Raw genomic sequence first — 20,900 nt, 5'->3', positions numbered from 1 at the left:
GATGATAAAACTATCGAATGACAAACAAAAACGCCCGCTAGACTAATCTAGCGGGCGTTTTTATATCGAGTGTCTCGTCTTACTGATTCAGACTACTTCTTCAGACCTAAAGTACCACCAACACGCTTTGGTGCAGGTTTGTTCGGTCTGTTTGAATCTTGGCTGCGGTTTGCCGGCTTACCGCTTCTACGATCTGTGCGATTGCGATCCGAACGGTTTCTATCTGAATTAGAACGCTCTGAACGAGAGTTCGATTTCCAGTTCTCGGTATTACCACCGCTTTCACCATTTGATGAATTGCGGCCACGCTTTGAGTTAGGTGCATGACGGAATTCATCCGCATTGTTACCGCGGTAAGTGCGAGTACGGTTCTCGTTTTGATTACGGCGCGCTGTTGAAGCTTGGTTCTCTTCACGGCTATCAAAAAGTTTCGCGTCAGTCGCTTTGCGAATGCGTTGACCTTTCGCGTTCATTTTTGACGCATCTTCCGTACTTACTGAGCCTTCACACATCGCTAAAATTTCAGTGATCTCTTCGTCGCTCAGGTAGCGCCATTTGCCGTTAGGAATACCGTCTAGTGAGATATTCATAATACGAACACGGCGTAGCTTAAATACTTCATAACCGAGCGCTTCACACATACGGCGAATTTGGCGGTTAAGGCCTTGTGTTAGCGTAATTCGGAATGAGAACTTAGTCTCTTTCTCTACTTTACATGGCAAAGTGACTGTATCGAGAATGTGAACGCCAGCGCCCATTTGCTTCAAGAATTCCGTCGTAATCGGCTTATCTACACGCACCACGTATTCTTTCTCGTGGTTGTTACCTGCACGTAGGATCTTGTTTACGATGTCGCCGTCATTGGTTAGGAAGATAAGGCCATCAGAAGGCTTATCTAGACGACCAATCGGGAAAATGCGCTTGTGGTGGCCAATAAAGTCGACGATGTTGCCAGGAATATCACGCTCAGTCGTACAGGTGATACCTGTTGGTTTATTGAGAGCAATGTAAATCGGCTTCTCTTTTGAGCGAACAGGCTTATTGTCGATCTCAACATCATCACCTGGCAAGACTTTAGTACCCATTTCAGGGATCTTACCGTTAATAGTAACTCGGCCTGCATCAATCAGTTTATCGGCTTCGCGGCGTGAGCAAAAACCAGTTTCACTGATGTATTTATTAAGGCGTTTAGCTTGGGATTCTTGTGACATGATATTCTCTTAGCGTTTCACAACGGAAATGTAGATAAACAAAAAGCAACCTTTGGATAGTTGCTTTGAGTTGAAATTCGTTAACTGAGGTAATTTTAGCACTTGGTGTGAGTCTAGGCACGAAATATCGATCTTGATGCAAAATCGTTACTAGTCCATTTATCTATCTCAACCTATTAACTGGTGCGTTTTTGATGGCGCTCTCTGTTCTCTAGCTTTTTCTCATTACTCTTTCTGAGCATTACGTAGACTGCGCCCGTACCACCATGAAATTGCTGAGCAGAATGAACACATTGAACGTCGTTGATTTGTGTTAGCCAATTTGCCACGTAGCTTTTCATCATTGCAGGTGGATTCGAACGCTCACCCTTACCATGAACAATGATGACGGTACGAACATCCATTCTTAAACACTGACGCAAAAATGAAAGCACTTCGTTACGTGCGTCTTTCAGTGTTTTCCTATGAAGGTCGAGCTTGGCTTGAATAGGGTATTTTCCTAGGCGCAGCTTTTTGTATACGCCTTCTTGTACACCGTCTTTTTTATAAGCAACAACATCGTCTGGCTTGATCATTGGCGAATAGTCTAATGATAAGTAGTCTTTCTCGTCGTCAGACAGCCACATAGCGGCTTCACGCTTAGCAAGGTGAGATTCGGTGACTCGGTGTACTTTCTGGTGTTCAGCGGTGTCATGGTCGATACGTTTAACATCGCCCATCATTTCTTGGAATAGATCTAAGTCATCATCATGAGACATAGTGTGTATCTCAAGTTGGAGAAGGATAGGGTAAGTATACCTAAGTTGAGGTTAGGTTTAAAAATGAAAAAACCGGAGAAGACAATAAGTCTGCTCCGGTGCAAAGCGTTTTGACATTTACTTATAAAGTAAAAGAATACTTAAAAGTAAATGATTTAGGCAGAGCGATTCTAGTGAGGAGATTTTTCAGTCATAACTTTGTATATGAAGAAGCCTCCATAAAACATCATGAGACCCAGAGCCCCGAAGATTACTATCATTGAAGATAGTCCCACCGCATTACCAAATAGGAGATCTAGCCAAAAGTCCATGTGTATACCTCAAAGTTATATGACATGGCTTAGTGTATTAACAAGCATTATCAATTCACTGATCTGGATCAATCCTGTTTCATAAGTTAAATACTTGTTGGTAACTGTGTGTTTTTCGTCACATCATGTTCGTTGTTGTATGTCTTTTGTTCGAACGATTCAAAATCGCAATAAATATGAGAAAAAGCCCTTGCGGATAAATTCAGAACCCGTATTATACGCTCCATCGACAGGCAATGAGCCAGTTAGATATCTCGGTGAATAGCGCAGCTTGGTAGCGCATCTGGTTTGGGACCAGAGGGTCGGGGGTTCGAATCCCTCTTCACCGACCACATTAAAGAAAGCCGTAGCAGAGATGCTACGGCTTTTTTGTATTTGGGATTTCTACATTCTAACTGCATTGACTGTTTATGGTTGAGGGCAGAGAGTTAGGTCTATTGGACAAACTCATTTGTCGCAACGTTGTTCTTAACCCAGATCAAAGCTTGTAAGCGATTCTTCACCTTGATTTTTTTAAACGTGTTGTGAAGGTGTGCTTTGACCGTATTCTCACTGACATAGAGGGTATCTGCTATCTGAGTGTTAGATGCTCCATCACCGAGTAACTTAATGATCTGCTGCTCGCGTTTGGTCAGCTTGAGGTAATAAGGACTGGTTTTCGCGCACTGCCTCTCTCTGTAGAAGCTAATGTACTGGTAAATGAGCTTTCTACTCATCCACATCTCGCCTTGCAAAATGCAGTTAAAGCCGGCCACGAGCTTTTCAAGCGTGTCCGACGTATAAAAAATGCCGACAAGATACTGCCATTTAAGCATTTCAGAGTGCGGGAAATCGCCTGGTGTATTGAGTAGCACTTCATGGACATCACTTGCTACGTCATCTCTGAGCTCCTGGTATTTCTCAATGTATTGCTTACTCATTGTCGGGAAATCAATAATAATCAGAACTAAGTCATCGTTTTTTAGGGATTTAGCACTGAGCCTTTCCGGTGATATGAGTTTTATGTTCAGGTTAACTTTCTGTTCTATAGACTCTTTTAGTAGTATCGATTGTAAATTGTTCTCCGCAAGTAAAATGGTGTTATGAGCCTCCAGTTTAGCCATGTGGAACTCCTTTTCTTAACTCATTACTTGAACTTTAGGTGTTTTAGTTTAAAGCACGTATTGTTATTTTGCTAATTTTTAAAGCTAATTATTCATCAAATTTATAAAATTAATTTAATAGTATTGTCGAAGGTAAAATAATACTTAAGTAGAAAGAGGGAATTACCGAGATTTATGGTTTTATTTTATTGATTGTACAGTCTTTATGAATTTTCCAGATCCCCTTGTTTGGGTGAAGTTTTATAGTGGCAGGAAACTGATTTATATTAATAATCAACGTTGTAATACCACTATTCGTATTCTGGTTGAAATTAGAGTTGGTGTTCGTACTCAACGTTAATGAAGATGCCACACTGTTATTTATGGTCAGAATAAGACTTTTATTTTTTATCAGGCACTGTACTGAATTTAAATCAGAAGAAAATCCATTAAAATGGAAAGAAATAAATAAAACGGCGATCAACGCCGTTTTAATATATGCACTCTTTATCATATTAATTCTGATAAATTATACCGACATTACCACTTGCGCCATTACCTGAAACGAGAGCAGTATCATAAGAGGTTTGTTCAATCATAAATTGGTTTGAACTGCTGTTTGTTAAGCTAACAATGGCATCTGAATGAGATCCTGTTTGTAACGTGAATACTCGGTTATCGCTACTGCTCACGAGATCGATATCGACATAGTTATCGTCGCCACCACCAACATCGGTGTTGACTATCGTTTGAACATAGTTATTATCGCCGCTGATATCGATGTCTACATCATTATTATCAACACTCGCGTTACTAAACTCGGTATAGGTTGTATTGGAGTTACCAGAGACATTCACATCAGCTTCATTGTAGTCAGCACCACCTAGAGCATTGACGACAGAGATGTTCTCGTTACCCACTTGTGTAACTCGTAAATCATTGCTTCGACCATAAGGTTGAACTGTAATTTGGGCTTGGTTACTAACACCATCTTGATCAACCCAGGCGTTGTTGTTTACATAGCGTAACTTAACGTGAGCTTCATTGAGATTGCCATCTTGTTGAACCACTACGTCAGAGTTATAGCTAGCATGTGTGTCAACTAGTGCAACATGCCCATAAGTAACACCAGACGTGTTCTGGTTAATGGTGACATTGGCATTAGCGCCACTACCCATTTGCCAAACGGCAGTATTATCCATCGCTAAAGGTTGAATACCGGCTACTGTCGATGATATGCCAAGATCGGTTGTTCCTTCTATTGTCCCCAACGCTGGCTCAGAGGCTGGAAAAGGAGCAGGTAAATTATCTGCGTATGCTGCATTAAAGCCCAGAATAGCACCGACTATAATTCCAATTTGTGTAACTTTCATAAGTTGTATCCTTATACATTTCCATGTCGACTATGTTGTTACTTCATCGAGAAGCAACGGTGAATCAAGCTTTCCATACTGCGCGCTAATTGGCTTGATTGATGTGAATTCTCATTGAGCTAGACGCTTTCACTAAAGCAAAGTCGTTGCCGTCTTGAGAAATTCCTAAATTACTTCTTCCAGAACCAACCAAATAAGCAGTATTGCCATTGCCTTTTTGGTCAATGCTCAGCTGACTACTCTGTCTTGAGAAGTTAGCTTGTCCGATAACTGCTAAATTGTTATTCCCGTCTTGGGAAATAAGCGCTTCAGAATTTACTCCGAGTTGCCCAATTGCGGCATCGTTATTTGAACCATTCTGGTCTATTAAGGCGGTATTATTGCGCCCTGTTTGACCAATGTATGCGGAGTTAGAACTTCCGCTTTGCGTTATCTTCGCTCTGTTGTTCGCGGTAATACCAGGACTGCGTTGCTTTATTATTGCTATTGAATCAGTAGCATTAGATATATTTAATTCTGAATAATTATCTAAATCTCCAGAAGAGAAGCTTTCTAAATAATTATAATCATTGACTATATCTTGATTAACATTATGTAAAAAATCCCCTTCTATATCTGACGCGATAGCATTATTAAAACCTCCTGATAAAAAATATAAACAAGTTAAGCTGATAAGTGATGCTTTCCCAATTACCATCATCTTTACCTTAAAGTGTTCGTGATTATGATCCCTACGAAAATAAACTGCGTAGGGAATGAGTGAACCTTTGTCTTATCGAAATCCTAGGCCTTGAATTTACGAACAGCTATAAACTTAAAGTTGAAAATATTTAGTTGTTCATATGAAATTTAATTAGTATTTGACCGAATCCTACCAACCTTAGTTAATCAATTCCCTTCAGTAATTAATTCGAAAGTTTATATATGCCACTGTAAGCATGAATTACGCTTTATTCAGTTTCAACGAATCACATTCTCATTTTGTAAATAGACTTTGAATGGGAGCACATATGAAAATCAAGCTGCTTACAATAACTCTGCTTTCCTTTGCTCTTCATGCAGAAGAAAAGAGTCATGGTCTTGAAAATGCTGCTCCTTTAGAAAATGGACAAAAACTTGAGGACTCGACAAATAATCTTAAGGAAAAATTCAATGACTTCAGTGAAGTCGATGGAATCATTGTGGACAGAACCATTACGCGGTTGGGAGAGGATTTCTATTTTTTCTTCTCGCAATCGCTCAATGATAGTTATCCCGACCTTAAGGAAAATTTGACGGTAAAAGAAAGGCCAACGGCGTTATCAGGAAGCATCATAGAGGTTCAACACTCTAGAAAACCGATCTTCCGTACGGCGTTGTCCCCTGGTCGTAGACAAGCGAAAGAACGCGCTGCCGATGCAACACGAGTGGTTGGGAATTACATCATCCGATGGCAAGCGGAACGGATCTTTCAGGACACTTACGATCTAGACCATGATGAATTTTAAGGAGCCAAGGATGTCGATATTTTTCAGAAAGGCCGCGCTCATTGCGCTGATAGTTTCGCCTTCGGTTTACTCAAGCGAATTAGTTTATACGCCCGTAAATCCAAGTTTTGGCGGAAACGCTTTAAACAGTTCTCACCTTTTTAATCACGCTAATGCTATCAATGATTATGAAGACCCAAGTGCAAGGGATATCTTTGATGAGCAAGAATCAGCCTTAGATCGTTTAGCGTCTAGTTTAGAGTCTCGTTTGATAAGCCAGTTGCTTGCTGATGTAGGTAACGGAAATACAGGGCAGTTAGAAACAGATGACTTTTTCCTCAATATTGTTGACGACTCCGGGACTTTGTTGGTTCAAATCGTCGATAAAGAGACTGGGGAATCGACAGAAATCAGTGTCTCTGGATTAAACCCCGACCTCTAATCACAAGGATTGTGTTATGAAATCGATCATTATCGTCTTCTTGACCTTTGTGTTGGGAGGGTGCACTTACTCTATGCAAATTCCAGAGACTTCTGAAACGCCAAAGTTGATGCCGAGAGGATCGACTTATACGGACCTGATCTCATTACCTCAGCCTCGCGGTAAAATACTTGTTTCGGTTTATGATTTTAGAGATCAAACGGGACAGTATAAACCTCAGCCAAACAGTAACTTTTCGACAGCGGTACCACAGGGTGGAACGTCTTTACTGACCACGGCATTGATAGATTCCCAGTGGTTTGTTCCTCTAGAGCGTGAAGGGCTCCAGAACTTGTTGACGGAACGTAAGATCATTCGTGCTGCTCAGAAAAAAGACAAGGTAGTGAACAATCACGGAGCCGACTTAACATCGTTGAGCTCTGCGAATATCGTTATTGAAGGCGGTATTGTTGCTTATGACTCTAATATTGTTACAGGTGGGGCTGGTGCGAAGTATCTTGGCATTGGTGGCTCAGGGCAGTATAGAACCGATCAAGTGACAGTTAACTTAAGAGCCGTTGATGTAAGAACAGGGCAAGTTCTGTTGAGTGTGACTACGACAAAAACCATTTCATCACATGAGATAGGATTCGGCGCATTCAGGTTTGTTGACTACAAAGAACTATTGGAAGTTGAAATGGGCTATAGCCAAAATGAACCGGTCAATATTGCTGTGATGTCTGCTATTGATGCCGCGGTGATTCATTTGATTGTGAAAGGAATGAAGCGTGGAATGTGGTCGCCGGGCGATCCGAATGCATTAGAAAATCCGATTATCGCACGTTATTCCGAAGCGAGTACAGACATACTTTAAGCTACCGAGTAAGCAGCAAAATAGGGCTATGCGGAAAACGGACCTTTCCCTTAGCCCTGTTTTTTTCTTCAAGCAACTCAATGATCAATTCACATCACACGTAATATCTTTTATCGGTGTTTCCGAGGTAACAAAACAAACATACGCTTCCGCTGGCTTATTCGGGCCTATTCGAATGTAACCTGCCTTTATTTCATCTTCATCAAACGTCACCGAGTGAGAGCTTCCCGTTTGGTTGTCGTAAAAGTTTGCTTCAAAATTGTTGTTCATTTGGCTTGCGATACGGTTTCGTGTTGTAGATGTTGTGAACGTAATATTGGCGCAGCGCATCGGTGGTTTCTCTGTAATCAAAAACTGTCCGCTTTCTTTATCTAATACACCGCCTTTGGTATCCGGTTGTATGTCTATCGCCTGAAACTGTTCGATGGTGCATGTTTCTTTGGCTGAGGCTATTGAGGGCATCAGCATCGTGAGGGCTAAAGGGAAAGCAAAAAGTACTGGTTTCATTAGAACAACGCCATAGGTAAAAAGAGCGAAAGATAATAGCACTGCAATGGTGCTATTAAATGTAAAGATTCTGTTATTAAGGAAATGCTTTTATAACGAAAACAAAATGAGGTTGAGCATCGTTAGCTTTTTTAGCTAGTCTCAAATTGACATTGGGCTGATTGGCTTTGTGATTGCTGAATGACACTGAAGCCTTTCTTTTCTAATAACTGTATAAGGTTACCTTCTCCAATTAGGTGCAAGGTACCAACTACTATCATGTAGTTCCCTTTAGTCTTAAGCTTCCAATCATTGGAGGATAGTTTGTTTGCCCAGTCTATGTTGCGATCGGTTAAGAATGCTTTCTCAAGTTCAGGCGATATCTCTGACAGTTCTGAGAAGGCTTCCAGCTTCGCTAAATCACCCGCTTTCCAGCTTTCAATCAGGCAATGAACCACGCGATCAGTTTGGTCAAATTCTTCAAGGCTACTGACTAACCACTCTTTACCGTCGTCCTTTTGTTTTGTCATCAGGTCTATTTGGAATTGCAGAGGCTCCAAACTGATAACCGGAACATCTTGGGTAGTCGCTTTGTTCGCTAGCGTCGCATCAACGCCGCTGGCGGAGCCATAACCAAGGTTTTTTAACTGCTGCATTTGTATGGAGAGAGAAGTTGCCCAAGGCGGTGAGCGAAGCAGTTGTTGCGTCGGCATGCCCAATGATTTTGATATGTCGGTTAATAATTGCAGCTGTTCTGTATTGAGTACATCGGCAGTCGTGAGTTTGTTGCGGGGATATACAACGCCATCAGACTTTCTGATATCCGTTTCGATAATTAAGCCATCACTGTTTTTTAGCGCGTCGGTGATCGCCGAAGGAAGGGGGTACATACTCTCGTCTCCAACGTGCACTGAACCTAAGATAGTGAGTGTCAGATTATCCTTTTGTGCTTGCCAATAAAGGGGCTCGGCGACCGCTTGCCTAGCTGAAAAAGCGAGAACGAATAAAACCATGTAGAAGAATGGGCGCAAAGGGAGCTCCTTTAGGAAGTATTAAACTCGTCAAAATCGATTTTGACGTTGTTTTTTAACGGTTTTTTTTGAGAACGATGTCACGTTGTTTGTACGAAAAGTATAACAACACCAAAAAACTCTTAAACCTTTCTCAGTAACAACGACACGATTTTATGAAATCGGTAAAAAAGATTGTGATTCATTTCTCAAATTTTACGTCAAAATTAAAATGACGGAAGTGCCGTTGCTTGTAACTTGATGATTTTATTTAAATTAAATTTATAAAAATTTTTGAGATTTGAAGCCGATCACTTTATTAGCTCGATTTAATTCACGGTAAAAAATAAGCCCATATAGTTTATCTAACTTTCGAAGCGCTCCATTTTGCTTCTTACTCAATTTTTAATTTATGGGTGAATACGATGTTGAAGAGAAACTTACTATCTGTAGCGGTATTGGCTGGCCTAACAGGTTGTGCAGTAACGCAAGCACCAGAACAAAAAGTAGTGAATGCACTGGCTGATAATCTTGATGTTCAGTACGAAATTCTAACTAATCATGGTGCGAATGAAGGCTTGGCTTGTCAGGACCTAGGTGCTGAATGGGCGTCATGTAATAAAGTGAACATGACGCTAACCAATGACGGTGAAGCGATTGACTCTAAAGATTGGAGCATCTACTTCCACAGTATTCGTCTTATTTTAGATGTTGATAATGAGCAATTTAAGATCACTCGCGTTACTGGTGATCTTCACAAGCTAGAACCTACTGAAAAATTTGACGGCTTTGCGGCTGGTGAAGAAGTGGTTCTTCCGTTAACGAGTGAATACTGGCAACTGTTTGAAACTGACTTTATGCCAGGTGCATTCGTGACGGCGCCAAACGCAGAACCTAAGATGATTGCATCATTGAATACAGAAGATGTTGCATCGTTCGTAACTGGTCTAGAGGGTAATAACCTTAAGCGTACGCCTGATGATAATAACGTAATGGCGACAGCGGTGACGCGTTTTGAAAAGAATGCTGATCTAGCAACGCAAGACGTATCAACTACTTTACTACCAACGCCAATGTCGGTAGAAGCCGGTGAAGGTTCAGTTAGCATTGCTGGTGGTATTGCCCTACCTAAAGACGCATTCGACGCTGAGCAATTCGCAGCAATTGAAGAACGTGCAGATGTGGTAAACGTAGATGTGAGTGGCGACCTACCTGTGAGTGTCGCTGTTGTTCCTACTCAGTTTACGGGTGATTTAGCGAAATCTGGCGCTTATGAACTAAGCATCTCGGAAGAGGGGATTGCAATTAAAGCGTTTGATAAAACGGGTGCTTTCTACGCAGTTCAGTCTATTTTTGGCCTAATAGATAGTCAGAACGCTGAATCATTACCACAACTGTCAATTAAAGATGCGCCGCGCTTTGATTATCGTGGTGTGATGGTGGACGTTGCTCGAAACTTCCACTCAAAAGATGCCATCCTAGCAACGCTAGATCAAATGGCGGCATACAAGATGAATAAACTGCACCTTCACCTAACGGATGATGAAGGTTGGCGTTTAGAAATTCCAGGTTTACCAGAGCTAACGGATGTAGGGTCTAATCGTTGTTTTGATTTGGATGAACAAAGCTGCTTACTGCCTCAGCTAGGTTCTGGTACAACAACAGACAACTTTGGCTCTGGTTTCTTTAGTAAAGCGGATTACGTCGAGATCCTAAGCTACGCTAAAGCGCGCAGCATCGAAGTTATCCCTGAAATTGATATGCCAGCACACGCTCGTTCAGCTGTGGTATCAATGGAAGCGCGTTACACTCGTCTCATGGCGGAAGGCAAAGAAGCAGAAGCGAACGAATACCGCTTGATGGATCCGCAAGATACATCGAATGTAACCACGGTTCAGTTCTACGATAAGCAAAGCTTCATTAACCCATGTATGGAGTCATCAACTCACTTCGTCGATAAAGTAATCTCTGAAGTGGCGGCAATGCACCAAGAAGCGGGCGTACCGCTAACGACTTGGCACTTCGGCGGCGATGAAGCGAAAAACATCAAGTTAGGCGCAGGCTTACAAGATATTAATGCAGAAGATAAAGTGGCTTGGAAAGGCAACATCGATTTGTCTAAGCAAGATAAGCCGTTCCAACAATCACCACAATGTCAGTCATTGATCGCTGATGGTACTGTAAGCGATTTCGGTCATCTACCAAGCCACTTCGCAGAACAGGTTTCTAAGATTGTTGCTGAGAAGGGTATTCCCCACTTCCAAGCATGGCAAGATGGTCTGAAATACAGCGAAGGCGAGGAAGCATTTGCGACCGAAAGTACACGCGTGAACTTCTGGGACGTTCTTTACTGGGGCGGAACTTCATCAGTATACGATTGGTCAGCAAAAGGGTATGACGTGATTGTCTCTAACCCAGACTACGTATACATGGATATGCCATACGAAGTTGATGCAGCTGAGCGTGGTTACTACTGGGCAACACGTGCAACCGATACTCGTAAGATGTTTGGCTTCGCACCAGAAAACATGCCACAAAACGCAGAAACATCATTAGACCGTGATGGCAATGGTTTTACTGGTAAAGGTGAGGTTGAAGCGAAACCTTTCTACGGTCTGTCAGCTCAACTTTGGTCAGAAACAGTACGTACTGACGAGCAGTATGAATACATGGTGTTCCCTCGCGTATTGGCAGCAGCAGAGCGCGCATGGCACCGAGCAGATTGGGAAAACGACTACAAGGTTGGTGTTGAATACTCTCAAGAAACTAACTTAGTGAATAAGCAAGCGTTGAACAGCGACTTTAATCGCTTCGCGAATATTCTTGGTCAACGTGAGCTAGCTAAGCTAGAAAAAGCGGGTATTGATTACCGACTACCAGTTCCAGGTGCGAAGGTTGTTGACGGTAAGCTAGCGATGAACGTTCAATTCCCAGGTGTAGAGCTGCAATACTCTGCTGATGGCGAAAACTGGCTAACATACGATGAGCAACAACGTCCATCAGTTTCTGGTGAGACTTACATCCGCTCTATTTCAGAAAGTGGTGAGAAAGTAAGTCGAGTGACCTCAGTTAAATAATCGATAAGCACTATTAGTAGAAGAGCTCCTGACCTTTATCTTATTCAAGATAAAACGGGAGCTCTTTTTGTTTACTGCGAATTAGGTGCATATCCAAAACTGAAACATATAGAAATCGCCTTTGGTAATATCATCAACAATGCACATAAGGTGACTTTAATCCCAAAAGTGACGCGCTTCTCATTATTCTCTTCAAAAAATAAGCCCCCTGTAAAAAACTCTAAATCAGATGTGATTCAACTATCTAGATCTAATTTTTCTTCGTGAAATAACGTGATCCCGATCTGTATATTTTTCCATCTTAAGTTTTTTATCAATTTTTATGTTTTTAAGTTGTTGATTTTAAAGTTTTAAATAACTTGTCTTTTTTTGATAGTGAGAGGGATCACTCTGCTGTCCCTTTTATTTTTAAACGCGAATTAATTCGAGCAACATAGATTTCATGCCAGGGAGGCTACCAACTACTCAAGCGGTGAAGGTGAATGATGTACCGAAGATGTGCCGCTGAAAAAATTAAACTAAGGCAGTTTACTATGAAAAAAATTATCGCTCTAAGTGCTCTTTCTCTTGCTTTCGCTTCTAGTGCTTTTGCTGGTTCTTCTTACGTAACGGGTAACATCCAAATTCATGACGATGGCCGTATCCACGGTTCTGACATGACTTCTACGCTAGAAGCTGGTCACACGTTTGATAACTCTCTAGGCGGTTTCACGGTTTATTCTGAGTTTGATGGTATCCAACTGGGCAAACTTGAATCTGAAAATGGCGGTGCAGGTAATACTACTCCAGGCATCACTGTAGGTGGTGAGCAATCTTTCAACATCACTGACAACCTATGGGTTGCTGCGGGTTACCAACACCTATTCTCTGCGGGTGAAAGCATTCAGTTCCGTCCATTAGTTAAGATCGGTTACAACTTCGACAACGGTATCTCTATTAGCAACCGTACTCGTGCACACATTGATGATACTTCTGCTAACGCTGACACAGACTACCGCATGGATAACCGCATTGCTTACACAGTGAATGCTGACCTAGCGCTTAGCTACAACAACGTATACATGATTGATGCTGAAGCGATGGACCACGAGTTACGTGCAACATGGACTCGTCAAGGTGTTCAACCTTACTTTGAATTCCGTAGCCAAGCTAACGGTGTAGATTTCGCAAACGGCGATTCTAAGCAGAACAACGCATTCGTATTCGGTGCTTCTTACGGCTTCTAAGCTGATTCGCTTGGTTGCTTAGTCTATTAGATTATTAGCCGAGTGAGCTTCTTCGCTAAATAGCTTTTTGCTAAATAGCTTGCTAGCTAATTAGCGAGGGGAACATAGCGGTACTAACAGCCCGGTTGGTGCCGCGACAAGATTTGCTTTACTGTCCAAAAGCAAAGAGCCTAGCAAGTAAACCACAGTCTTGGGTTTACTGAATGCTAGGCTCTATTTTTATGACTTCTTTTTATTGCTGTGTGTTGGTCTGTTTAGGTTCTATTTCCCGTTGTAGTGACGGTATTCAAACACCTGACCTTTTTCATTAAACGCATACACAGAATACTCGTCTTTCTTATCGCCATATTCCATGCCTGGCGAACCCATTGGCATACCCGGAACCGCTAAACCAATCGCATTACGTGGTGGGTTTTCTAGAAAGGCTTTAATGTCATCTGCTGGAATGTGTCCTTCAAATACGTAACCGTCGATCTCGGCAGTGTGGCAAGAGGCTAACTCCTGTGTTACCCCTAGCTTCTGCTTGATTGGGTTCATATCATCGTGGAGCTTCTCAGTAACATCGAACCCAGCATCTCGCATATGTTCAGTCCATTCTGTGCAGCAGCCGCAGTATGGAGATTTGTGGTTTAGAACATCAGTAGCTAAAGCTTGTCCTGAGATTGCAGCGAGTGCAGTAAGAGTCATAATTTTACGAATCATGGTTAACCTCATGAATATGGTTTTTATTAATATTAGAATGAGTTGGTTTGAACAATCTCAGCCTGTTGGCATTGCTTACTACCGTAATTGACGACATCGCCATCGCTGCCCCTGCAACTACTGGACTAAGCAGAAATCCAAAAAATGGGTAAAGCACACCGGCCGCGATAGGAATACCAAGCGAGTTGTAGATGAAGGCACCAAACAGGTTTTGCTTCATGTTTCTCACAGTCGCTTGAGATAGCTCGATCGCGTTGCTTACTGATAATGGCGATGAGTTGAGTAGCGTCATTTGCGCACTTTCAATCGCAACATCACTGCCACTGCCCATTGCGATACCTATGTCGGCCTGAGCAAGCGCTGGTGCATCGTTAATGCCATCTCCAACCATAGCCACACTCTTATATTGTTGTTGCAGCTGAACAATGTGTTGAGCTTTCTGCTCTGGAAGCACTTCCGAGATAACCTCGTCGATACCGACGCTTTTACCTATTGCTTGAGCCACAGAGTCGTTGTCGCCTGTTAATAGCACAGTGTGAATTCCGGCGGATTTTAGTTGAGCTATCGCCTGTTTGCTATCTATTTTTAACGCGTCTGAAATGCCCAATATGCCTTCCAGTTTTTGGTCAATCACTATGAAAATAGGTGTCCACGCTTGCGAGTGGCAAAGCTCGATGAAATCCGCGCCAACCTCTGTATTGATACCTAATTGGGTGAGGTACTTAAGCGAGCCAACTTGCACGTTCTTGCCGTTAATTGTTGCTTGAACCCCAAGCCCTCGTTGGTTTTCAAATTCGCTATGTGGGAGTACTGAAACGTCCAAGCTCTCTGCATATTGGCACACGGCTTTGGCGAGTGGGTGCTCAGATCCCACTTCTACCGAATAAGCATAAGCCAGTAACTCTTGCTCCGTTAGATTAGCGTAAAAGGCCTGTTGAACGGTTGGTTTGCCTTGGGTCAACGTACCTGTTTTATCAAACACAACAGCATCGATCTTGCTTGCAGACTGCAATACATCCGCATCTTTAATAAGAACACCAAACTCAGCGGCTTTGCCAACGCCGACAGTAATTGAAAGTGGTGTCGCAAGGCCTAAGGCACATGGACAAGCGATGATCAGCACTGTGGTTGATACCACTAACATGTAACTGGCGCTTGGTTGTGGGCCAACAAAAAACCAAACTAAGGCGGCAGCAACTGCGATCGCAACCACAACTGGAACGAAAACGGCAGAGATAGAGTCGGCAAGCTTAGCAATCGCAGGCTTGCTGCTTTGCGCTTGGCGAACCATTTGAATGATTCGAGCCAGCATAGTGCTTGAGCCAATTCCCGTCGCTTCAATGATCAGGCTGCCATCACCATTAATGGTTCCTGCTGAAACGCCATCATTAATCGATTTAACGTTGGGCAGTGGTTCGCCAGTCAGCATCGATTCATCGATATAAGATTCACCTGAGACTACGACACCATCAACCGGTACTTTTTCTCCGGGTTTTACTCGAACTTGCATGCCAACTTGGATGGCCTCTACGGCGATGGTTTGCTCTTTACCATCGACGATAACCACCGCTTTTTGAGGCTGTAAGTTTATCAGCGCCTGTAAAGACTTAGTGGTGCGTGCTTTGGCTTTGGCTTCAATGTAGTGACCTAAAGAAATAAGGCCAACAATCATCGCACTTGCTTCAAAATAGACATGACGAGAAGCTTCAGGGAACCACGATGGAATGAGCACAACCAACATTGAGTAGAACCATGCTGCGCCTGTACCCAAAGCTACTAGCGTGTCCATGGTCGCGCGTTTATGCATCAAGGATTGCCAAGCATTGGTGAAGAAGCTGCGTCCAGAAGTGGCTAACAACACTAAACAAACCACACCAATGAATCCCCAAGCCAGTTGGTCGTTAAATGTAGTAATGGTCATGCTGCCGCCGAACACGCCCCATGCCATTAGCGGTGCCCCAAGCAGTAGCGCACTCACTGAATTTTTTAGGAAGGCCTGTTGAGTGCGAAGTTGTTGCTCTTGCTGTTTTTGTTGTTGTGTTGCCGCATCATCAACAAACTCGGCGCCATACCCCGCAGCTTTGACTGATTCGATGAGCTTGTTTTCAATGAGATCACGTGTTTTGGAGGTGAAAACCAAGGCAGTTTGTTCGGCAAGGTTGATCTGAGCTTGGTCGACAAACTCATTCTTTTTCAGTGCTTTCTCTACCGAAGAGACACAACTCGCACAAGTCATCCCTTCAAGAACAAGGTGATAGGTATATTGGCTAGCTGCGGTTTTATCTTCACTCTTTTTATCTGCTTGTTCGTCTTCTAAATCTGAACTCGATGAAAGGTCATTCGTTTCTGAGTAGGGAGCTGCGTGGTAACCCAGGCTTTCGACCAGCTTAATAAGCTCGGATTCTGAAAGTAGAGTCACCAACGACAATTCATCTTTGGTGACTTCTAGATTTGAGGCTTGCTCGGTTTGTTGAAGCGCTTGAGTCAGTTTGTTCACGCACTTACCACAGCTGAGCCCTGATAATGAAAGGTGCAGCGAATTACCCATTGAATAACCAAGGGTTGCTAACTGTTCATTAAGCTCAACATAACTAAAAGGCGTCGAAATATCGATGTACGTCGGCGATATGTCATTGATCGTCGTATTGTCGAGATCATCAAACAGTGTGCGAACTTTCTTCGCGCAACCCATGCAATTTAGGCCGTTGAGCGCCGTTGTGTAGTAGTTCATATCGATACTCCAATTCTCATCTACGCCTAACATAAACCTTCCCGTAAGGGTAAGGTCAAACATAAATTCAAGAATTTGATCTTGGTGGAGTGCTAGCTGGTGGTTTCAGTTTGGAATGGAAGAGGGAAATTAAGAATGTGCGGCTATAATCTACTTGCTAAGACTATCTATTTACGACTTTAAGGGCGTAATTGGCCTTTCAATAACGGCTTTCGTACAACAACAGCGCATTAATCATTCACTACTGATTGTAGATTTAAGCGGTGGTGATAAAATAGCGCCCAAAATTTAGTGATGTTTGACTATTGCAGGCCTTGTAATGGCGAGCACTAAAAGAATCACCTACATAATCAAGGTATTTAAATGACGGTTAAAACTCGTTTTGCTCCTAGCCCAACTGGCTATCTTCACGTTGGTGGTGCACGTACTGCACTTTACTCTTGGCTATTCGCTAAGAACCAAGGTGGTGAATTCGTTCTACGTATCGAAGACACGGACCTTGAGCGTAACTCTCAAGAAGCGGTTGATGCAATTCTAGAAGGCATGCAATGGATGGGTATGGAATGGGATGAAGGTCCTTACTACCAATCTAAGCGTTTTGACCGTTACAACGAAATGGTTGATAAGCTACTTGCTGAAGACAAAGCATTCAAATGCTACGCGTCTAAAGAACTGCTTGATGAAATTCGTGCAGAGCAAGAAGAAAACAAAGAAATGGCTCGCTACGATGCTAACCACCCTAAAATTGTTGCAGCAAACGAAGCAGCAAAAGAAGGCGATGCGTGCGTTATCCGTTTCCGTAACCCTAAAGAAGGCAGCGTAGTATTTGATGACCAAATCCGTGGTCGCATTGAAATCGCAAACAGCCAACTTGATGACCTGATCATTCGTCGTACAGACGGTGCACCAACTTACAACTTCGTAGTAGTAGTGGATGACTGGGACATGGGTATCACACACGTTGTTCGTGGTGAAGACCACATCAACAACACACCTCGTCAAATCAACATCTATGAAGCACTAGGCGCGCCAGTTCCAACTTTCGCTCACTGTGCAATGATTCTTGGTGATGACGGTGCGAAACTTTCTAAGCGTCACGGTGCTGTTTCTGTAATGCAATACCGCGACGAAGGTTACCTACCAAATGCACTAAACAACTACCTAGTTCGTTTAGGCTGGTCTCACGGTGACCAAGAGATCTTCTCTCAAGAAGAGATGATTGAATTCTTCAGCCTGAAGGCTATCAGCAAGTCTGCTTCTGCATTCAACACTGATAAGCTACTTTGGTTGAACAACCACTACATCAAGACTTCTGAGCCTGAGTACGTTGCTAAATACCTGCAATGGCACCTAGACGCACAGAAGATCGATACAATAAATGGCCCAGCTATTACTGAAGTGATCAAGCTAGTTGGCGAGCGTTGTAACACGCTTATCGAACTTGCTGAGCAATCTCGTTACTTCTACGAAGATTTCTCTGAGTTTGAAGCTGGTGCAGCGAAGAAGCACCTACGTGGTGTTGCTAAAGGCCCACTAGAGCTTGCTCTTGCTAAGGTTGAAGCACTTGAAGATTTCACTACTGCAAACATCAAAGATGGTGTAATTGCAGCTGTATGTGAAGAGCTAGAGATCGGCATGGGTAAAATCGGTATGCCACTTCGCGTAGCAGTAACAGGCGGCGGTCAGTCTCCTTCTGTTGATGCAGTGATGGAGCTTGTTGGTAAAGAGCGCGTAATCGCTCGTATCAAGATGGCTCTTGAGTTCATCGCTGAGCGTGAAGCTAACGCTTAATCCTATTTCTCTTGTTTGAGATAGAATGTACTTGAGATAGAACGATCATCAGCCGACAGCTTAATTCGCTGTCGGCTTTTTATTGTTTAATGAAAATACGGTCAACGTATTTTAGGACGAGACAGTTATAGCAAGTCTTGAGCTTTTGCTAAAACACTGAGTTTTGGGAATATATTTTGGCAGCTGTGCTGGTGGTTCATCGGGTTCATATCTGCAATCGCATCTTCGACAATCACCACGTTATAACCCAGTTCAAATGCTTGTCTAGCCGTTGATTCGACCCCAATACTTGTTGCTACCCCGGTCAGATAAATATCCGTAATACCTTGCTCACAAAGCTGCTTCTGCAAATCTGTGTTGGTAAATGCACCCCAGGAATATTTGGTTAGATAGCGATAATTAGGGTTTAGGCGCAGGCTTTCGATGACCTCTCCCCATACGATCTTTGATGCGTCAGGCTGAGCCGCTTTATTTTGCAGTTCCGTTCGGCCTTGTGGACGACCGGCTACATTAACAATAATTACGGGTAAATCAGCATCATCAAATGCATCGCAGAGAGCAAGGCTGTTCTCTATGATCGGTCGGGACACGGTTTCCGGTAATTGATCAACGATACCTTGTTGCAGGTCGATAACGACAAGCGCAGAGCATTTACTCATTTTCATTACTTTATGCCTTAGTGGTCTTTGTGTGAGGTTATAGTGGTTAACTTTTACGGTGTATTAAGCGGGTGTAAAAGCGGATGAAAGCCAGTGCAACCATCATATAAATGAGTAGGTTCAAAGGGGTAGTGACGTCATAAACAGGCACAAGTTGCGTTGCGCTCATGGTAATCATTACTAATAGGTTGCCCCCGAGAACTCGATAGACCATCCACTGATTACCAGCGAACAGGCGATACACCGTAAAGACATTAACAAAGTAAAATGCCATTAATTGCCATACTTCGGTCATCGAAGGTAACAGCAGAACATACTGAATGAGGAACAGTGACCCAAAGGCTAAGTAGCCAATGGTCCAGTGCTTTATCATTTGCCTAGGCATGTTGCTTAATATCAAGGCGCAAATGGCACTGTTAATGATGAACAGACTTCCCGATGATATTGGTAGATATATCCAGACTAGAATTGCTGAGATGAAGCTCATTGTGCCGACTAACGTATTGCTTAATCGTTGCTGGCTGTTGTCAAGTAATCGGGCAAATAAGCGCTTTTTCTTAAAGTTACCCTGGTAGAATTGTTTGACTGTCTCTGGAAAAGGGGGCTTGTAATCGACATTAACCGATGATGCTTCAATAAAAGCCATAGCCTGGTTAAGTATCGAAAAATCATTGTGATCAACCCCTTGATCATGGGCGTTTTGCAGTAACTGTTTGGCAACCCAGATTGCTTGAGTTTGCTGTTGATGCTTCCACTGCTTTCTGGCAGGCATACGGCCATGCAAATCGGGCAGGCGCATCAGATCGTTCAGCGCTTTGAAGGTCGGGCTTTCAATATTTAACTCGCAGCTCGTGTGTAACTGGAAACGCTGCGCTGAGTCATTGTAAGCGAGTGAATGAATGAGGGGAGACATCGCCTCTAAAACAACACTGACTTCGTTGTTAAAGCGTGTGTCATCATCCTCAGGCCAAACCACGCTATAGATGGTCGTATAGACCACGAAGCCAAGCAGGGTTTCTTGCAGCCTTAGTACCGCAATATTAAATGTAGCTACACCATCAAAGCTGCCAGATATCGCCAGCAGGATGCAGACAATAAATGCCGTAATGTAAGCATAGCCGATGACCGGATCGGAACCCATGTATATACAAATTGCGAGTAACAGTGCGATGTTTGCTAAAAAATAATATCGATCTTGCCCAAAAACAGCGATTAACCAAAGCCCGACAAACGCGCCACAAAGCGTCCCCAACAATCTGAGAATGCCTTTTTTCTTGCCAGCAGTAATAGTATCAGTGATGGCCAATATATTGACCACGATAGCCGCCCAGTAAGGCTTCTCAAGGTTAAAATACAACGCAAGGTAGATAGCTAAACAAAATGCTAGGGCAACCTTTATGGCATTCTTGGCTGGAGTGCTCAGTGACTTTATAATGAGTAGCATAGTGGGGTTTAGCGGCAGAGGGATCGAATACGAGGATATTGCCTGATCTTTTGGTCAGCCTAAACTCTAGTTTGAAGGCCTTGATCCATCAAATATAGCAACTCTATTGCATCGTTTAACATTCAGGGGAAGGGGGGCGATCAGTCACTCTACTTATACGATATTGTTCGATGCTGATAATGATCGATAGATCTTCTAATAGTTAATAGCGATAGAACATCAGGTTTATCGTTCTTCTAAGCTGGCTAGTTGTTCCGATTATTTTAGGTTCATCGCGG

Annotated in this window: 18 protein-coding genes and 1 tRNA gene; 7 read left to right on the top strand and 12 right to left on the bottom strand. The window is 43.0% G+C overall.

Features of this window, described 5'->3' with window-relative positions; genetic code table 11:
• Positions 1 to 92 precede the first annotated feature (92 nt).
• The 3 genes from rluF to AB4167_RS02295 form a co-directional block, all read right to left on the bottom strand.
• A complete protein-coding gene (gene rluF, locus AB4167_RS02305; RefSeq protein ID WP_065584436.1) occupies positions 93 to 1,211 on the bottom strand; it encodes a 23S rRNA pseudouridine(2604) synthase RluF in 1,119 nt (372 codons plus the stop codon).
• A gap of 176 nt (positions 1,212 to 1,387) precedes the next feature.
• Positions 1,388 to 1,969 (bottom strand): DNA endonuclease SmrA, encoded by a 582-nt coding sequence (smrA, locus tag AB4167_RS02300; protein ID WP_017062320.1) that lies wholly within the window; start codon positions 1,967 to 1,969, stop codon positions 1,388 to 1,390.
• 170 nt (positions 1,970 to 2,139) lie between these two features.
• Positions 2,140 to 2,280 (bottom strand): DUF3149 domain-containing protein, encoded by a 141-nt coding sequence (locus tag AB4167_RS02295; protein ID WP_017062321.1) that lies wholly within the window; start codon positions 2,278 to 2,280, stop codon positions 2,140 to 2,142.
• Between the two features lie 255 nt (positions 2,281 to 2,535).
• Here AB4167_RS02295 and AB4167_RS02290 point away from each other — a divergent pair.
• Positions 2,536 to 2,612 (top strand) — tRNA-Pro (locus AB4167_RS02290).
• A gap of 102 nt (positions 2,613 to 2,714) precedes the next feature.
• Here AB4167_RS02290 and AB4167_RS02285 read toward each other — a convergent pair.
• The 3 genes from AB4167_RS02285 to AB4167_RS02275 all read right to left on the bottom strand — a co-directional run bounded on the left by AB4167_RS02285 (position 2,715) and on the right by AB4167_RS02275 (position 5,432).
• Positions 2,715 to 3,383, bottom strand: a complete 669-nt coding sequence (locus tag AB4167_RS02285; RefSeq protein WP_102321508.1) for a LuxR C-terminal-related transcriptional regulator — start codon at positions 3,381 to 3,383, stop codon at positions 2,715 to 2,717.
• Positions 3,384 to 3,877: 494 nt separating this feature from the next.
• On the bottom strand, positions 3,878 to 4,735 hold the full coding sequence (locus tag AB4167_RS02280) for a curlin (protein WP_372136069.1): 858 nt from the start codon (positions 4,733 to 4,735) through the stop codon (positions 3,878 to 3,880).
• A gap of 85 nt (positions 4,736 to 4,820) precedes the next feature.
• Positions 4,821 to 5,432: a hypothetical protein gene (locus AB4167_RS02275; RefSeq protein WP_017064156.1), complete on the bottom strand. Its 612-nt coding sequence runs from the start codon at positions 5,430 to 5,432 to the stop codon at positions 4,821 to 4,823.
• Between the two features lie 313 nt (positions 5,433 to 5,745).
• On the opposite strand from AB4167_RS02275, the gene AB4167_RS02270 reads away from it, so the two are divergent.
• The 3 genes from AB4167_RS02270 to AB4167_RS02260 are packed head-to-tail and all read left to right on the top strand — an operon-like array spanning position 5,746 to position 7,496.
• Positions 5,746 to 6,222, top strand: coding sequence for a curli production assembly/transport protein CsgE (locus tag AB4167_RS02270; RefSeq protein WP_017064155.1), 477 nt, complete (start codon positions 5,746 to 5,748; stop codon positions 6,220 to 6,222).
• 10 nt (positions 6,223 to 6,232) lie between these two features.
• Complete coding sequence (locus tag AB4167_RS02265) at positions 6,233 to 6,643, top strand: curli assembly protein CsgF (RefSeq protein ID WP_102333662.1); 411 nt, start codon at positions 6,233 to 6,235, stop codon at positions 6,641 to 6,643.
• Between the two features lie 16 nt (positions 6,644 to 6,659).
• On the top strand, positions 6,660 to 7,496 hold the full coding sequence (locus AB4167_RS02260; RefSeq protein WP_372136068.1) for a CsgG/HfaB family protein: 837 nt from the start codon (positions 6,660 to 6,662) through the stop codon (positions 7,494 to 7,496).
• Positions 7,497 to 7,580: 84 nt separating this feature from the next.
• Here the strand turns inward: AB4167_RS02260 and AB4167_RS02255 are convergent, their stop codons facing one another.
• Positions 7,581 to 8,003, bottom strand: coding sequence for a hypothetical protein (locus AB4167_RS02255; RefSeq protein ID WP_102321503.1), 423 nt, complete (start codon positions 8,001 to 8,003; stop codon positions 7,581 to 7,583).
• Positions 8,004 to 8,134: 131 nt separating this feature from the next.
• Positions 8,135 to 9,013, bottom strand: coding sequence for a TraB/GumN family protein (locus tag AB4167_RS02250; protein WP_136982950.1), 879 nt, complete (start codon positions 9,011 to 9,013; stop codon positions 8,135 to 8,137).
• Positions 9,014 to 9,417: 404 nt separating this feature from the next.
• Here AB4167_RS02250 and AB4167_RS02245 point away from each other — a divergent pair, with 404 nt between their 5' ends.
• Both AB4167_RS02245 and AB4167_RS02240 read left to right on the top strand, forming a co-directional pair.
• Positions 9,418 to 12,069 (top strand): beta-N-acetylhexosaminidase, encoded by a 2,652-nt coding sequence (locus tag AB4167_RS02245; RefSeq protein ID WP_372136067.1) that lies wholly within the window; start codon positions 9,418 to 9,420, stop codon positions 12,067 to 12,069.
• Between the two features lie 533 nt (positions 12,070 to 12,602).
• The gene (locus AB4167_RS02240) at positions 12,603 to 13,295 is read left to right on the top strand and encodes an oligogalacturonate-specific porin KdgM family protein (protein WP_017064150.1); all 693 of its coding nucleotides are present in this window, start codon (positions 12,603 to 12,605) and stop codon (positions 13,293 to 13,295) included.
• Positions 13,296 to 13,556: 261 nt separating this feature from the next.
• Here the strand turns inward: AB4167_RS02240 and AB4167_RS02235 are convergent, their stop codons facing one another.
• A complete protein-coding gene (locus AB4167_RS02235) occupies positions 13,557 to 13,997 on the bottom strand; it encodes a DUF411 domain-containing protein (protein ID WP_017060536.1) in 441 nt (146 codons plus the stop codon).
• Positions 13,987 to 16,791, bottom strand: coding sequence for a copper-translocating P-type ATPase (locus AB4167_RS02230; RefSeq protein WP_372136066.1), 2,805 nt, complete (start codon positions 16,789 to 16,791; stop codon positions 13,987 to 13,989). The genes AB4167_RS02235 and AB4167_RS02230 overlap by 11 nt, the downstream gene beginning before the upstream one ends.
• Before the next feature lie 300 nt (positions 16,792 to 17,091).
• On the opposite strand from AB4167_RS02230, the gene gltX reads away from it, so the two are divergent.
• On the top strand, positions 17,092 to 18,519 hold the full coding sequence (gene gltX / locus AB4167_RS02225) for a glutamate--tRNA ligase (protein ID WP_372136065.1): 1,428 nt from the start codon (positions 17,092 to 17,094) through the stop codon (positions 18,517 to 18,519).
• 125 nt (positions 18,520 to 18,644) lie between these two features.
• Here gltX and AB4167_RS02220 read toward each other — a convergent pair whose 3' ends face one another.
• Together AB4167_RS02220 and AB4167_RS02215 are read right to left on the bottom strand one after the other, a co-directional pair.
• Positions 18,645 to 19,184 (bottom strand): isochorismatase family cysteine hydrolase, encoded by a 540-nt coding sequence (locus AB4167_RS02220; RefSeq protein ID WP_017060533.1) that lies wholly within the window; start codon positions 19,182 to 19,184, stop codon positions 18,645 to 18,647.
• A 40-nt stretch (positions 19,185 to 19,224) separates the two neighbouring features.
• Positions 19,225 to 20,622 (bottom strand): FUSC family protein, encoded by a 1,398-nt coding sequence (locus AB4167_RS02215; protein ID WP_017060532.1) that lies wholly within the window; start codon positions 20,620 to 20,622, stop codon positions 19,225 to 19,227.
• Positions 20,623 to 20,900: the final 278 nt, after the last annotated feature.

Origin of the sequence: Vibrio sp. 10N.286.49.E11 (assembly GCF_041469505.1) — a bacterium.
Lineage (GTDB): Bacteria > Pseudomonadota > Gammaproteobacteria > Enterobacterales > Vibrionaceae > Vibrio > Vibrio crassostreae_C.
This window is presented reverse-complemented; position numbering and strand designations above follow the sequence as displayed.

What these genes read in the sequence shown, in the direction of transcription:
- rluF (WP_065584436.1), bottom strand. Translation starts at nt 1,211, where the DNA reads ATGTCACAAGAATCCCAAGCTAAACGCCTTAATAAATACATCAGTGAA.
- smrA (WP_017062320.1), bottom strand. Translation starts at nt 1,969, where the DNA reads ATGTCTCATGATGATGACTTAGATCTATTCCAAGAAATGATGGGCGAT.
- AB4167_RS02295 (WP_017062321.1), bottom strand. Translation starts at nt 2,280, where the DNA reads ATGGACTTTTGGCTAGATCTCCTATTTGGTAATGCGGTGGGACTATCT.
- AB4167_RS02285 (WP_102321508.1), bottom strand. Translation starts at nt 3,383, where the DNA reads ATGGCTAAACTGGAGGCTCATAACACCATTTTACTTGCGGAGAACAAT.
- AB4167_RS02280 (WP_372136069.1), bottom strand. Translation starts at nt 4,735, where the DNA reads ATGAAAGTTACACAAATTGGAATTATAGTCGGTGCTATTCTGGGCTTT.
- AB4167_RS02275 (WP_017064156.1), bottom strand. Translation starts at nt 5,432, where the DNA reads ATGGTAATTGGGAAAGCATCACTTATCAGCTTAACTTGTTTATATTTT.
- AB4167_RS02270 (WP_017064155.1), top strand. Translation starts at nt 5,746, where the DNA reads ATGAAAATCAAGCTGCTTACAATAACTCTGCTTTCCTTTGCTCTTCAT.
- AB4167_RS02265 (WP_102333662.1), top strand. Translation starts at nt 6,233, where the DNA reads ATGTCGATATTTTTCAGAAAGGCCGCGCTCATTGCGCTGATAGTTTCG.
- AB4167_RS02260 (WP_372136068.1), top strand. Translation starts at nt 6,660, where the DNA reads ATGAAATCGATCATTATCGTCTTCTTGACCTTTGTGTTGGGAGGGTGC.
- AB4167_RS02255 (WP_102321503.1), bottom strand. Translation starts at nt 8,003, where the DNA reads ATGAAACCAGTACTTTTTGCTTTCCCTTTAGCCCTCACGATGCTGATG.
- AB4167_RS02245 (WP_372136067.1), top strand. Translation starts at nt 9,418, where the DNA reads ATGTTGAAGAGAAACTTACTATCTGTAGCGGTATTGGCTGGCCTAACA.
- AB4167_RS02240 (WP_017064150.1), top strand. Translation starts at nt 12,603, where the DNA reads ATGAAAAAAATTATCGCTCTAAGTGCTCTTTCTCTTGCTTTCGCTTCT.
- AB4167_RS02235 (WP_017060536.1), bottom strand. Translation starts at nt 13,997, where the DNA reads ATGATTCGTAAAATTATGACTCTTACTGCACTCGCTGCAATCTCAGGA.
- AB4167_RS02230 (WP_372136066.1), bottom strand. Translation starts at nt 16,791, where the DNA reads ATGTTTGACCTTACCCTTACGGGAAGGTTTATGTTAGGCGTAGATGAG.
- gltX (WP_372136065.1), top strand. Translation starts at nt 17,092, where the DNA reads ATGACGGTTAAAACTCGTTTTGCTCCTAGCCCAACTGGCTATCTTCAC.
- AB4167_RS02220 (WP_017060533.1), bottom strand. Translation starts at nt 19,184, where the DNA reads ATGAAAATGAGTAAATGCTCTGCGCTTGTCGTTATCGACCTGCAACAA.
- AB4167_RS02215 (WP_017060532.1), bottom strand. Translation starts at nt 20,622, where the DNA reads ATGCTACTCATTATAAAGTCACTGAGCACTCCAGCCAAGAATGCCATA.